At 66.7% G+C, this 13,492-nt stretch carries 14 protein-coding genes; 12 read left to right on the top strand and 2 right to left on the bottom strand.

All coding sequences use genetic code 11. The features are described from left to right. Positions 1 to 3 precede the first annotated feature (3 nt). Positions 4 to 1,899, top strand: coding sequence for an XrtA/PEP-CTERM system amidotransferase (locus OJI97_RS06855; protein WP_297662312.1), 1,896 nt, complete (start codon positions 4 to 6; stop codon positions 1,897 to 1,899). Between the two features lie 117 nt (positions 1,900 to 2,016). Here the strand turns inward: OJI97_RS06855 and OJI97_RS06860 are convergent, their stop codons facing one another. Beyond that, positions 2,017 to 2,364 carry a GntR family transcriptional regulator gene (locus OJI97_RS06860; protein ID WP_297662313.1) on the bottom strand — a complete coding sequence of 116 codons (348 nt, stop codon included), beginning with the start codon at positions 2,362 to 2,364 and terminating at the stop codon, positions 2,017 to 2,019. A 70-nt stretch (positions 2,365 to 2,434) separates the two neighbouring features. Beyond that, positions 2,435 to 3,016 carry a nitroreductase gene (locus OJI97_RS06865; protein ID WP_297662314.1) on the bottom strand — a complete coding sequence of 194 codons (582 nt, stop codon included), beginning with the start codon at positions 3,014 to 3,016 and terminating at the stop codon, positions 2,435 to 2,437. 318 nt (positions 3,017 to 3,334) lie between these two features. On the opposite strand from OJI97_RS06865, the gene OJI97_RS06870 reads away from it, so the two are divergent. The 11 genes from OJI97_RS06870 (at position 3,335) to OJI97_RS06920 (ending at position 13,453) form a co-directional block, all read left to right on the top strand. After that, on the top strand, positions 3,335 to 4,981 hold the full coding sequence (locus OJI97_RS06870; RefSeq protein ID WP_297662315.1) for a peptide MFS transporter: 1,647 nt from the start codon (positions 3,335 to 3,337) through the stop codon (positions 4,979 to 4,981). Positions 4,982 to 4,983: 2 nt separating this feature from the next. Then, positions 4,984 to 6,402: an amidohydrolase gene (locus tag OJI97_RS06875; RefSeq protein WP_297662341.1), complete on the top strand. Its 1,419-nt coding sequence runs from the start codon at positions 4,984 to 4,986 to the stop codon at positions 6,400 to 6,402. Continuing rightward, positions 6,399 to 7,700: an amidohydrolase family protein gene (locus OJI97_RS06880; protein ID WP_297662316.1), complete on the top strand. Its 1,302-nt coding sequence runs from the start codon at positions 6,399 to 6,401 to the stop codon at positions 7,698 to 7,700. The genes OJI97_RS06875 and OJI97_RS06880 overlap by 4 nt, the downstream gene beginning before the upstream one ends. Positions 7,701 to 7,842: 142 nt before the next feature. After that, positions 7,843 to 8,544: an NnrU family protein gene (locus tag OJI97_RS06885; RefSeq protein ID WP_297662317.1), complete on the top strand. Its 702-nt coding sequence runs from the start codon at positions 7,843 to 7,845 to the stop codon at positions 8,542 to 8,544. A 12-nt stretch (positions 8,545 to 8,556) separates the two neighbouring features. Then, complete coding sequence (locus tag OJI97_RS06890; protein ID WP_297662318.1) at positions 8,557 to 9,105, top strand: DUF1003 domain-containing protein; 549 nt, start codon at positions 8,557 to 8,559, stop codon at positions 9,103 to 9,105. 257 nt (positions 9,106 to 9,362) lie between these two features. Continuing rightward, complete coding sequence (locus OJI97_RS06895) at positions 9,363 to 10,547, top strand: GNAT family N-acetyltransferase (protein WP_297662319.1); 1,185 nt, start codon at positions 9,363 to 9,365, stop codon at positions 10,545 to 10,547. Further along, positions 10,544 to 11,410: a cupin-like domain-containing protein gene (locus tag OJI97_RS06900; protein ID WP_297662320.1), complete on the top strand. Its 867-nt coding sequence runs from the start codon at positions 10,544 to 10,546 to the stop codon at positions 11,408 to 11,410. Before OJI97_RS06895 ends, OJI97_RS06900 begins: the two co-directional genes overlap by 4 nt. A gap of 83 nt (positions 11,411 to 11,493) precedes the next feature. Beyond that, entirely contained in the window at positions 11,494 to 11,712 is a 219-nt protein-coding gene (gene infA, locus OJI97_RS06905; protein WP_010162480.1) for a translation initiation factor IF-1, read from the top strand. Positions 11,713 to 11,738: 26 nt separating this feature from the next. Next, positions 11,739 to 12,311, top strand: coding sequence for a nucleoside triphosphate pyrophosphatase (locus OJI97_RS06910; protein ID WP_297662342.1), 573 nt, complete (start codon positions 11,739 to 11,741; stop codon positions 12,309 to 12,311). Beyond that, positions 12,304 to 13,269 (top strand): ribonuclease, encoded by a 966-nt coding sequence (locus OJI97_RS06915; RefSeq protein ID WP_297662321.1) that lies wholly within the window; start codon positions 12,304 to 12,306, stop codon positions 13,267 to 13,269. Before OJI97_RS06910 ends, OJI97_RS06915 begins: the two co-directional genes overlap by 8 nt. Continuing rightward, positions 13,259 to 13,453 carry a DNA gyrase inhibitor YacG gene (locus OJI97_RS06920; protein WP_297662322.1) on the top strand — a complete coding sequence of 65 codons (195 nt, stop codon included), beginning with the start codon at positions 13,259 to 13,261 and terminating at the stop codon, positions 13,451 to 13,453. The genes OJI97_RS06915 and OJI97_RS06920 overlap by 11 nt, the downstream gene beginning before the upstream one ends. Positions 13,454 to 13,492: the final 39 nt, after the last annotated feature.

A 13,492-nucleotide genomic window follows, 5' to 3' on the forward strand; every position in this document is an offset into this window, starting at 1 on the left:
TATATGTGCGGGATCGCAGGCATTTATCATATCGAGACGGCCAAGCCGGTCGATCCCGCGCGCGTCCGCGCGATGCTCCATCCCATGAGCCATCGCGGCCCCGACGGGTCGGGCGACTGGACCGCGCCCGGCGTCGGACTCGGCCACCTGCGCCTGTCGATCATCGACATCGCGGGCAGTCCGCAGCCGATGGCGAGCGACGACGAAGCGGTCACGCTTACCTATAACGGCGAAATCTATAATTTCCGCGAGTTGCGCGCCGAGCTGGAGGATCGCGGCCACCGCTTCCGCACGTCGGGCGATACCGAGGTGATCATCGCGGCGTGGCGGCAATGGGGCGCCCAATGCCTGTCGCGCCTCAACGGCATGTTCGCTTTCGCGATCCACGACCATGCGCGCGGTTGCCTGTTCCTCGCGCGCGACCGGCTGGGGGTGAAGCCGCTCCATCACGTCCGCCTGTCGGATGGCTCGATCGCCTTCGCGTCGGAATTGAAGGGCCTGCTCCGCCACCCGCTGCTGCGGCAGGAGGCCAATCTGTCGGCGGTCGAGGATTTCCTGGCGCTGGGCTATGTTCCCGACGATGCCTGCATCGTCGCGGGGGTCGAGAAATTGCCCGCGGGCCATTATCTGCTCCTCGAACGCGGCAAGCCCGTTCCCGCGCCGGTGCGCTGGTGGGCGCCCGATTTCTCGAAGCGCGTCCGCGCGAGCGAAGGCGAGGCGGCCGAGCATCTGATCCACCTGATGCGCACCGCGGTGACCGACCGCATGGTCGCCGACGTGCCGCTGGGGGCCTTCCTGTCGGGCGGAGTCGACAGCAGCGCGGTCGTCGCCCTGATGGCCGAGGCGAGCGCCAAGGCGGTCAAGACCTGCACCATCGGCTTCGATCAGACGGCGCTCGACGAGACCGCCTATGCGCAGCAGATCGCCGAGCGCTTCGCGACCGACCATCGCACCCGCACCGTCGCGGCGGGCGATTTCGCGCTGATCGACCGGATCGCTGATATGTTCGACGAGCCCTTCGCCGATGCGAGCGCGCTGCCGACCTACCGCGTCTGCGAACTCGCGCGCGAGGAGGTGACCGTCGCGCTCTCGGGCGACGGCGCCGACGAAGCGTTTGCGGGCTATCGCCGCCTCGTCTTCCAGCATCAGGAGGAACGGCTGCGCGGGATGATCCCGCGTTTCCTGCGCAAGGGGCTGTTCGGCCCGCTGGCGCGCGTCTGGCCGCAGATGGACTGGGCGCCGCGCCCGCTGCGCGCGCGCGCGACGCTGGCGAGCCTGTCGCGGAGCGGAGCGGAAGGCTATGCCGAGGCGGTCGGGGTGACCGGCCCCGCGCAGCGCGCGCGCCTGTTCAACGACGCGGCGGTCCACGCGCTCGGCGACCATATCGGCGAGGCGCGCTACTGGAAGGCGATGGCCGAGGCGCCCGCCGCCGAACCCCTCGACCGCGCCCAATATGCCGACCTTCAGATATGGCTGCCCGGCGACATTTTGACCAAAACCGACCGGATGAGCATGGCGGTCAGCCTCGAAGCGCGCGAGCCTTTGCTCGACTATCGGTTGATCGAATTTGCCGCGACCTTGCCCGCGTCGATGCGCGTGCAGGGCGGCACCGGCAAGGCGATCCTCAAGAAGGCGATGGAGCGTTACCTGCCGCACGACATCCTCTATCGCCCCAAGATGGGTTTCGTGACGCCGGTGTCGCACTGGTTCCGCGGGCCGCTGGTCGAGCAGGCGAAGGCGCTCGCGACCTCGTCGACGCTGACGCGCTCGGGCTGGTTCGACATGGCCGAAATCGAGCGCATCGTCGCCGCGCACCAGTCGGGCCGCCGCGACCATGGACGGCTGATCTGGCAATTCTTCATGCTGGAGAAGTCGCTGGCGAAACTGTTCGGGATTTGATGCCCGATGGCCGCCATGGGGTGGGGATCGGACGGTGAGGGATGGCGCTACTGCCCCCTCCCGCCTGCGGGAGGGGGGAGAGGAGCGGCCGCAATCGCTCGCCAGCCGCCGCTCGGCCTATGCCTCGCTCAGGTCGAGCAGTTCGCGCGCATCCAACCCGATGCGGCGCATCTGCTGGGCGACCGGGGGCCAGATGTTGGTCAGGAAATCCTCGCGCATCAGCGCGCGCAGCCGGTCGGTCGCGCCTTCGGCGACGAACATGCCGACCCCGCGCTTCACCGTGACCAGCGCCTCGTCCTGAAAGGTCTGATAGGCCTTGGCGACCGTCAGCGGATTGGCGCCTTCTTCGGCGGCGAGCGACCGCACCGAGGGCAGCATGTCGCCGTCGCGGTAGGTGCCGTCGAGAATCGCGTTGGCGATGGTGTCGCGCAGGCGTTGATACACGGGTTTGGATTGATCGAGCATGGCGCTTTAATGCCATAAGACAGCATTACAGTCAAATCAGGATATTAGGCAACAGGGCCCTTGCTTGATATTATATGTCCCAGGGGCTCACGACATCGTCATATTCCGGACGCGGCCGTTCGGACAGGTCGCCGCCCGCCGTGCCGAGGAAGAAATAGCCGACTATGCGCTCGCCCTCGCGCGCGCCGAAGGCCCGGACGACCGCGGGGCTATAGGCGGCCCAGCCGGTCAGCCAGCTTCCCACGAAACCATGCGCGTGCGCGGCGTGGAGCAGGTTCATCCCGACCGCGCCCGCCGACATCTGCTGCTCCCACAGCGGAATCTTGCTGTCGGCGACCGGGGTCGAGAGCAGCACGAGGAGGGAGGGAGCCTGATGCGCGAACTGGTCGAGCGCCGACAGGTCCATGCCCGCGGCGCCGGGATTCTCATCGACCCATGCCTGCTTGAGCAATCGGGCGAACGCATCCCGCTGGTCGCCGGCGACCGTTACGATCCGCCACGGCGCGAGCTTGCCGTGATCGGGGGTGCGCAGCGCGAGCGCGATAATGGCGCGCAGCGTCGCGGCGTCGGGGCCGGGGGCGACCATGTCGCGCGCCTTGCCCGAGCGGCGGGTGGCGAGATGCGAGAGGAGCGAGGAGGTGTCGTTGAACATGAATATCCTTTGGGGCCATAGACCGGAATCGTCATTGCGAGCGAAGCAATCCAGAGCGGCTTGTCACACTCTGGATTGCTTCGCTTCGCTCGCAATGACGAGGTGAATCGATCCAGCCCGCTCCAGCCTTTGGCGCATCCCCTGGGCTTTCCTGCGCAACAACGCAAGTGTTGCGAACGGTTCGCAATAAATTTGCGGCGGGCGACATGGTTTCACGCGCAATTAGATTCTTCCCTTGCGCAATTTTCGCGCTAGGTTGCCCGATATGCGCGGCGAAAAAGCCGCAGACACGATAATCGGGGTAAGGGACGCAATCGCATGAAAGACATGGCCTTGTGGAATGAAGGGGATTGGATCGCGGTCATCGCGCTCGTCCTCCTCGCGGTATTCCTCAGCATCGGCGCGCTGATCGCCGGGAGCAAGAAACCCGAATTCGCCGGTCATCCCAAGGGCCTCTACATGCTCTTCTTCGCCGAGATGTGGGAGCGTTTCTCCTATTACGGCATGCGGGCGCTGCTGATCTTCTACCTGACCCAGCACTGGCTGTTTTCGGATTCCAAATCGAACCTGATCTATGGCGCCTATACCGCGCTCGTCTATATCACCCCGGTGCTCGGCGGCTATCTCGCCGACCGCTATCTGGGGCAGCGCAAGGCGGTGCTGTTCGGCGGCGTGCTGCTGGCGCTCGGCCATTTGTTCATGGCGTTCGAGGGCGATCACGGGATCACCGACGCCGCGACCAAGCAGGCCGACGGCGCGATCAACATCTTCTGGCTCGCGCTGGCGCTGATCATCGTCGGTTCGGGCTTCCTCAAGGCCAATATCTCGGTGATGGTCGGCCAGCTCTATCGCCTGACCGACCTGCGCCGCGACGCCGCCTACACCATCTTCTACATGGGGATTAACGTCGGCGCCGCGCTCGGCACCATCCTCGTCGGTTATCTGGGGCAGAAGATCGGCTGGTCCTATGGCTTCGGCCTGGCGGGCATCGGCATGGTCGCGGGGCTGATCGTCTTCGTGCTCGGCAAGAAGGTGCTGCTCGGCGCCGGCGAAGCCCCCGCGCCGCTCGCCCGGCAGAAGGAATTCGCGATCTACGGCGTCGGCCTCGCCGCGGTCGCGGTGATGTGGGCGCTCGTCCAGTATCAGGGCGTCATCCAGAATCTGCTGATCGTCTCCGGCGTCGCGCTGCTCGGCTATGTCCTTTATGAGAGCTTCAAGCTCGACAAGGAACCGCGCGAGCGCATGTTCGCGATCCTGTTCCTGATCGCGTTGAACCCGCTGTTCTGGGGACTGTTCGAACAGGCGGGGGGCAGCTTCAACCTCTATACCGACCGCTATGTCGACAAGGGCGGCGTGCCCGCGTCGGTGTTCCAGTCGATCAACCCCATCTACATCATCCTGTTCGCGCCGATGTTCGCCGCGCTCTGGCAATGGCTCGGCAAGCGCGGGCTCGAGCCGTCGGCGCCCGCGAAATTCGCGCTGGCGCTGGCGCAGGTCGGCGCGGGCTTCCTCGTCTTCGTCTGGGGCGCGAACAGCGTCGGACCCGAGGTGGCGACGCCGGTGCTCTTCGTCTTCCTGCTCTATATGCTCCACACGACCGGCGAGCTTTGCCTGTCGCCCGTCGGGCTCAGCGCGATGAACCGGCTGGCGCCGAGCTTCCTCGCCTCGCTGATCATGGGCGCGTGGTTCTATATGACCGCGGTCGGCAATTTCGTCGCGGGCAAGATCGGCGAAGCGACCGGCGGCGAAAGCGGCAATATGACCAAGGAGGCGACGCTCGCCATCTATCAGGAGATCGGCCTGATCACGATCGGCGTCAGCATCGTCGTGCTGGCGCTGTCGCCGATCGTGAAGAAATGGATGCACCTCGACACGCTGCGCGACCGCGACGATGCGGTGGCGGGCGAGAGCGAGCTTGGCGAAGCGCAGGCCGCGGGTGTCCATCCCGAACCCAAGGGGGCATGAACATGATGAAGGGCGTGAAGGGCGGCTTGCTCGCCGCGGTATCGCTGGCGCTCGCCGGCTGCGCGGCGACGGGAACCGAAGCGAAATCGGCGAGCGACAAGCCGGCTGCGACGGCCACGGCCGACCGGCCGGTGCGGTTCGACAAGAATCCCTATCCGTCGACCTACAAGCCTTATCCCTCGCGCCTGACGGTGGTGAAGAACGTCACCATCTTCGACGGCGAGGGCGGGCGGATCGACCATGGCTCGATCGTGCTGTCGAGCGGCAAGGTGTTGTCGCTCGGCGGCCCCGACATGGACTTGCCGACCGACGCCGACGTCTATGACGGCACGGGCAAATATCTGACCCCCGGCGTGATCGACATCCACAGCCACCTCGGCGACTATCCGAGCCCGAGTGTCGAGGGCCTTTCGGACGGAAATGAAGCGACCGGGCCGGTGACCGCCGAAGTCTGGGCCGAGCATAGCGTCTGGCCGCAGGACCCCGGCTTTACCCGCGCGCTCGTCAATGGCGGGATCACGACGCTCGAAATCCTGCCGGGCAGCGCGAACCTGATGGGCGGCCGCTCGGTCGTGCTCAAGAATGTGCCCGCGCGCACCGTGCAGGGGATGAAATTCCCCGGCGCGCCCTATGGCCTCAAAATGGCGTGCGGCGAGAATCCGAAGCGCGTCTATGGTAGTAAAGGCCGGATGCCCTCGACCCGCATGGGCAATATGGCGGTCGACCGCCAGACCTGGGCGAAAGCGGTCGCCTACAAGAAGAAGCTCGACGAGGGGAAAGCCGTCGATCGCGACCTGGCGATGGAAACGCTCGCGGGCGTGCTGTCGGGCGAAATTCTGATCCAGAACCATTGCTACCGCGCCGACGAAATGGCGCAGGTCATCGATATGAGCCACGAGTTCGGCTACAAGGTTTCGGCCTTCCACCACGCGGTCGAGGCCTACAAGATCGCGGACCTGCTCAAGAAGGAAGACATCTGCGCCGCGATGTGGGCCGATTGGTGGGGCTTCAAGATGGAAGCCTATGATTCGGTGCCCGAAAATATCGCACTGGTGTACAAGGAAGGCGCCTGCACGATCGTCCATTCGGACGACGCGAACCAGATCCAGCGCCTCAACCAGGAAGCCGCCAAGGCGCTCGCCGCCGGGCGCCGTATGGGGATGCAGATCAGCGACGAACAGGCCTGGACGTGGCTCGGCATCAATCCCGCGAAGGCGATCGGATTGGCCGACAAGATCGGCAGTTTGAAGCCCGGCAAGATGGCCGACGTCGTGCTGTGGAACGGCAATCCGTTCAGCGTCTATACGCGGCCGGAGAAGGTCTGGATCGACGGCGCGTTGATGTTCGACGCGAACGATCCGAAACGGCGGCCGGTGACCGACTTCGAACTCGGACAGCCGGGCGAAGGAGATGTGAAATGATCCGCACGCTTCTTCTTTCCGCCGCCGCGCTGATCGCGCTTCCTGCCACGGCGCAGGACATCGCCATCACCAACGCGAAGCTCGTCATCGGTGACGGCAGCGCGCCGATCGAGGGCGGCACCGTCGTCGTGCGCGGCGGCAAGGTCGTTGCCGCCGGGCGCGGCGTCGCGGTTCCCGCGGGCATCGAAAGCGTCGATGCTGAGGGGCGCTACGTCACCCCCGGCATCGTCGCGGCGTTCAGCCGCGTCGGACTGGTGGAGGTCGATTCGGTAACGGGCAGCAACGACCGCTCGGCGAACCGGTCGCGCTTTTCGGCGGGGCTCGACATTGCGCCCGCGCTCAACCCGATGGGGTCGCCGGTCGCGGTCAATCGTGCCGCGGGCGTCACCCGCGCGATCGTCGCGCCGGGATCGAGCAGCAATTTGTTCGCCGGGCAGGGCGCGGTCGTCGATCTGGCCGACGACATGGATATGGTGACCCGGCCGCGCGCGCTGCAATTCGTCGCCTTCGGCGAGGACGGGTCGGCCAAGGCCGGCGGCAGCCGCGCCGCGACCTTTCTGCTGTTCCGCGAGCAGTTGCTCGCCGCGCGCAGCTATGCCCGCAACCCTGCGACGCTGGCGGAATGGGGCAATGACGCGATGATCCAGCGCGCCGATGCCGAGGCGCTGGTGCGGGTGATCAACGGCACGACGCCGCTGTTCGTCCGCGTCGACCGCGCCGCCGACATATTGAACGTGCTCAAGCTGAAAGGCGAATTTCCCGCGCTGAAGCTCGTCCTCGTCGGCGCGACCGAGGGCTGGCTCGTCGCGCGCGCGATTGCGGCGGCGAAAGTGCCGGCGATCGTCTCGCCGCTCAGCGACCTGCCCGACAGTTTCGAGCGGCTGGGCGCGACCCAGTCGAACGCGGGGCGGCTGGAGGCGGCCGGGGTCGATGTCTCGGTCGGCGTGTTCGACGACGACGACGCGCACAAGATGGGCTATACCACCCAATATGCGGGCAATCTCGTTGGCCTGACCAAGCTGCCGGGCGCGAGCGGGCTGACATGGGACCAGGCCTTCGCCGCGATCACCAGCGCCCCGGCGCGCGCGATCGGGATGGAGGGCAGCATCGGCTCGCTGAAACCGGGCCGTGTCGGCGATGTCGTGATCTGGGATCACGATCCGCTCGAACTCGGCAGCCGCCCGGTGCAGATATGGATCGACGGCAAGCGCCAGTCGCTGACCACGCGTCAGGACCGTCTGCGCGACCGGTACCTGACGCCCGAGGAAGGCGCGCTGCCGAAAGCGTATGAGAGGTAGGAATATAATCGTCATCCTGGCGAAGGTCGGGATCTCGACCTCACGTCGTGATGCTCCGGTGAGATCCCGGCCTTCGCCGGGATGACGAACAGGGGTATGATCGGACGATTCCAACGGAAGGACCGATAGGAGAGGTCTGTCGATGCAACCCATGTCGCTTTTGGTCGTCACCGGCGCATTGTTCGTCGGCACGCATCTCGCCCTGTCGCATCCGCTGCGCGACGGGCTGGCGCGGGGGCTCGGCGAACGCGGGTTCCTGATCGTCTATTCGGTCGTGGCGATCGCGACCTTCCTCCTGATGGTGCAGGCGTTTCGCGGCCTGCCGCCCGAGCCGCCGCTCTGGACCGTCGGCGATCCCTTGTGGGTCATCGCTTCGCTGCTCGTTCTGTTCGCCAGCATCCTGTTCATGGGGTCGCTGATCGGCAATCCCGCCTTGCCCGCGCCGGGCGCGGCGGTGAGCGCGCAGGGCGCGCCGCGCGGGGTCTTTGCGATCACCCGCCACCCGATGATGTGGGGCTTTGCGCTCTGGGCGCTCGCGCATGGGCTGGTGATGCCGACGCCGGGGCAGATGGCGCTGTCCGCGATCATTGCCTTCCTCGCGCTTGTCGGATCGGCGGGGCAGGACGCGAAGAAAGCGCGGCTGATGGGCGATGCGTGGCGGCACTGGGCGGCGCGGACGAGCTTTATCCCCTTCGCCCGGCAGGTCGCGGGCACTACCCCGTGGGGCGACACCATCCCGCGCGGACACGCCTTGTTTGGCGGGATAGTGCTGTGGCTTGCGGCGACCTGGGCGCATGGCGCGCTCGGCTATATGGTCGCGGGGATCTGGCGCTGGGTGGGCTAGAGTAGAGGCGCGATGAACCACGAAGAAAAGGTCGCCGACCTCTCGCTGCGCCTGCTCGGCCGCGCCTATGACCAGCTCGACCGGGGCGAACAACGCGTCATCCGCGCCATCGCCGAACGCGCCCCGACGAGCCGGAACCTGTCCGGCAGCGACGACGACACGGATGCGTCGCAGACGAGTTTCGGCGAACGGCTCGCCGACCGCGTCGCGGCGATCGGCGGGTCGTGGGGGTTCATCATCGGCTTTGCGATCGTGCTGTTCGCGTGGATGCTGATCAACTCGAAAGCGCTCGAGGGTTTGGGGCTCAGCTTCGACCCGTTTCCCTTCATCTTCCTCAACCTGATGCTGTCGATGCTCGCCGCGATCCAGGCGCCGGTGATCATGATGAGCCAGAACCGGCAGGCGGCGAAGGACCGGCTGACCGAAAAGCTGGATTATGAAATCAACCTGCGCGCCGAGCTGGAGATCATGCGGCTGCACGAAAAGCTCGACCAGATGCGGTTTCACGAACTGCGCGAGATGGTCGAGGAACTGTGCGAGCGATTGGATAGGCGGGGGTAGCGACGGCGGCTTTGGGGTGGTGAGCGGATATTCCCCTCCCTGAAAGGGAGGGGTTAGGGGTGGGTAGCGAGCATAGCGAGCAAGGCGGAAGAACGCCGCCTTTGGCGGCTACCCACCCCCAGCCCCTCCCTTTCAGGGAGGGGAGATCAATGTCTACTTCCGGTTGGAAAGCCGTCCTCTCGATCTGCGGAGGGTGATAGAAGAGCGTAGATGAATTGCCACGCCCTCTTAACCACTTGCTGCTAGGCTCGCCGCCGATGACGGTTCATCCCGCCTTTCCGATCAGCGCCGCCGATGCCGCGCCGCTTGCCGTGCGCGTCGCCGATCCGTTGTCGTTGTCCGACGAGCTTGCGGCGGCGTGGGACCGGCTGGCGGGTGAAGCCAGCGAGCCCAATCCCTTCGTCGAGCGCTGGTGCCTGCAACCCGCGCTGCACCTGCTCGATCCCGATCGGCGGGCGCGGCTGGTGATGGTGCGCGCCGACGACGCGGGGCCGCTGATCGGCGTGATGCCGCTGGCGCCCGCGGCGAAATATGGCCGTCTGCCGCTGCGCCATGTGACCGGATGGGCGCATCCCAATCATTTTCTCGGGAGCCCGCTGGTCCGGGCCGGGATGGAGCCGCTCTTCTGGTCGATCCTGCTCGGCTGGTGCGACGCCGCACCCTGGGTGAGCACTCTGCTTCATGTGCCGCGCCTGACCGAAGACGGACCGCTGCACCGCGCGCTGGCCGAGGCCGCGCGCGGGCGCGGCGGTGAAGCGGAGACCGTCCACCGCGAGGAGCGCGCGCTGCTGGAAAGCAACCTCTCGGCCGAAGCCTATTGGGACGCGGCGGTGCGCGCAAAGAAGCGCAAGGAGCTTCGCCGCCAGGCGAACCGTCTTGCCGAACAGGGCGCGGTGTCCTTTCGCCGCTGGCAACCGGGCGAGGCGATCGAGCCCTGGATCGACGCCTTCCTCGATCTCGAAGCGCGCGGCTGGAAAGGCCGGGCCGGATCGGCGCTCGCCAGCCATGGCGAGACCGAAGCGTGGTTTCGCGCGATCGTCGCGGCCGCCGCCGGTGCGGGCAGGCTCGACATGCGGCTGCTCGCGCTCGACGATCGGCCGCTCGCGATGCTGATCAATTTTCTCAGCCCGCCGGGCGGCTTTTCGTTCAAGACCGCGTTCGACGAGGATTTCGCCCGCTTCTCGCCCGGGGTGCTGCTGCAACAGGCGAACCTCGACCTTTTGGACGACGATCGCATCGATTGGGTCGACAGCTGCGCCGCGCCCGGTCACCCGATGATCGACAGTGTGTGGCGCGAGCGTCGCCACCTCGTCTGGGTCAACGCACCGCTTGCGGGCGGCGCCGACCGGCTGCGCTTCAAGGCGCTGGTCGGCGTGGAAAAAATCTGGCGGCGCTGGAAACGCGCCGCGTCCGCCGAACATCATCCACAGGAATCGCCATGACGGCTCATCAGACCATCGGCCAGTCCGTTTTTCCCGCCGAAACGCTCGCGCGCATGGAAGCGCTCTATCCGGCGGAGGCGGGGCTGCTGCACCATCGCCTGCCCGACCATCCCCTGCTGTCGCTCGACGCGCTCGCGGCGCTCGGCGAAAGCCTGCCCGCCGCGCAGGCCGAATATAATCCCGGTGAACTGCCGATCGGAATCCGGCCCGAGGATATCCCGTCGAACGGCCTGTCGATCGGCGAGACGATCCGCACGATCGATACCAATCGCAGTTGGGCGGTGCTCAAGAATATCGAGACGGTGTCCGGCTATCGCACGCTGCTGATGGATCTGCTCGGCGAACTCGAACCCGTCGTCGCGCCACGCACCGGGGCGATGCTGACGCCGCAGGGCTTCATCTTCATCTCCTCGCCCGGATCGATCACGCCGTTCCACTTCGACCCCGAGCATAATATCCTGCTGCAATTGCGCGGCAACAAGGTGATGAACGTCTGGCCCGCGGGCGACGAGCGTTTCGCGCATCGCACCGAACATGAGCGCTATCATCTCGGCGGGCACCGTAATCTGCCCTGGCAGGACAGCTTTCGCGAGCGCGCGCAGCAAGTGCCGCTCGGCCCCGGCGACGCGGTGCTGATGCCGGTGATGGCGCCGCATTTCGTCGCCAATGGCGATGCGCCCTCGATCTCGCTGTCGATCACCTGGCGCAGCGAATGGAGCTATCGCGAGTCCGAGGCGCACGCCGCCAACGCCACGCTCCGCCGCATCGGCCTCGACCCCGCAATGCCGCCGCGCTGGCCGAGCTATGCCTGGGCGAAAACCATCGGCTGGCGGGTAGCGCGGAAGCTGAAACTCGTGTCCTGAACCGACCGTTACAGATTGCTTTCAATTGCGCACATTTGGCGTTATGGGCGCCCATCCCGATATTTCGAGCCCCTAGAGGATAGATGGCGAAAGAAGAACTTCTGGAGATGCGCGGCCAGGTGGTCGAATTGCTTCCCAACGCAATGTTCCGCGTGAAGCTGGAAAATGATCACGAGATTCTGGGCCACACGGCCGGCAAGATGCGCAAGAACCGCATCCGCGTTCTGGTGGGCGACGAAGTGCTCGTCGAACTCACCCCCTATGACCTGACCAAGGGTCGGATCACCTATCGCTTCAAGTGAGCGGCGCGGCGACACCTCCCGCGCCAATTCCGGCTCTCGTCTTGGCTTCGACCTCGCCGCGCCGGCGCGAATTGCTGGCGCGCATCGGCCTGACGCCCGTGCGCGTCGCGGCCCCCGACATCGATGAGACGCCGCTGAAGGGCGAACTGCCGCGCGCCTATGTCGCGCGGCTCGCGGCGAGCAAGGCGCTGGCGGTCGACCGCGCGCCGGATGAAGTGGTACTTGCGGGCGACACGACCGTTGCGGTCGGGCGCCGCATCCTCGAAAAGCCGGTCGACGAGGCCGACCTCCGCCGGATGCTCGGACTGCTTTCGGGGCGGCGGCATCATGTCTGGTCGGGTGTCTGCGTCATTGGTCCCGACGGCCGCCCGCGGGCTCGCGTTGCTGACACGATCGTGGCGTTCAAGGGGCTGAGTCAGGCCGAAATCGACTGGTATGTCGAAAGCGGAGAGGGGATGGGCAAGGCGGGCGGCTATGCGATCCAGGGCAAGGCGGAAGTTTTCGTCCGCTTTCTGTCGGGCAGCCATTCCAACGTTGTCGGCCTGCCGCTGTTCGAGACGCGCGCGCTTTTGAGCAGCGCCGGAGTGCCGCTTGGCTGAGTGGCTTTATGAAGCCGGTATCGGCGAATGCCGCGCCGCGCTGGTCGAGGACGGGGCAATCGTCGAAGCGCGGATCGAACGCGACGGTGACGGTCCGCGCGTCGGTGCGGTGTTGGCGGCGCGGCTGGTCGAACCGGGCAAGGTTGCGCTCGATGCGCCAGGCGAGCCGTTCGCGACGCTGCCCCCGCCGCCGGGGCTTTCGCTGGGAACGCGGCTGACCGTCGAGATCACCCGCATGGCGCTGCGCGAGCGCGGGCGAGACAAGCCGGCGCGCGCGCGCCTGTCCGACCTGGCGGCGGGCGCCGGTCCCGATCTGCGCGCGCGCATCGCGGCGATGGAGCTGCCGATCGCCGAGCTGAACACGATGGGCCCTGACCGTCTGGAAGAAGCGGGCTGGTCCGAGCTGATCGGGCATATCCGCGCGGGCCACTGGCCGTTCGCGGGCGGCGCGCTGTGGGTCGACACGACGCCCGCGATGACGCTGATCGACATCGACGGCGACGGAAGCGGGCTGGCGCTCGCGCAAGCCGGGGCCGCCGCGGCGGCGCATGTCATTCGCTGCTGCGATATCGGCGGGTCGATCGGCATCGATTTCCCGACCCTCGGCGGCCGCGCCGAGCGGCAGGCGATCGACGCGCTGGTCGACGAACTGCTGCCGCCGCCCTTCGAGCGCACCGCGATCAACGGCTTCGGCCTGATGCAGATCATCCGCCGCCGCGAGCGGCCGTCGCTGGTCGAGCAGGTGCGATTCGATCCCGTCGCCACCGACGCCGCGCTGCTGCTGCGCCAGGCGGAACGGGCAAAGGGCGCCGGCGCATTGCAACTGACCGCGCGCCCGGCCGTTGCCGATCATATCGCGGCGCGCGCCGACTGGATCGCCGAGTTGCAGAAACGCACCGGGCGGCCGGTCGAGATCGTGCGCGATGCCCAAGTGAAAGGAGTGGGCCATGCCCAGTGAAGCCGCCGCCGTACCCGGGAAATGCCCGCTTTGCGGCAAACCGCGCGTCCAGCAATATCGCCCGTTCTGCAGCCGCGGCTGCCGCGACCGCGACCTCAATCACTGGTTCGACGAACGCTATCGCACCCCCGCGCACGAAGGGCCCGACGGGGGCACCGACGATGCCCGGTTCGAAGGCGATTGACCCCGCGAAATTGACGCAACAAAGGCTCTGGACAGGATG

It is taken from the genome of Sphingopyxis sp., assembly GCF_025869345.1.
Taxonomy (GTDB): Bacteria; Pseudomonadota; Alphaproteobacteria; order Sphingomonadales; family Sphingomonadaceae; genus Sphingopyxis.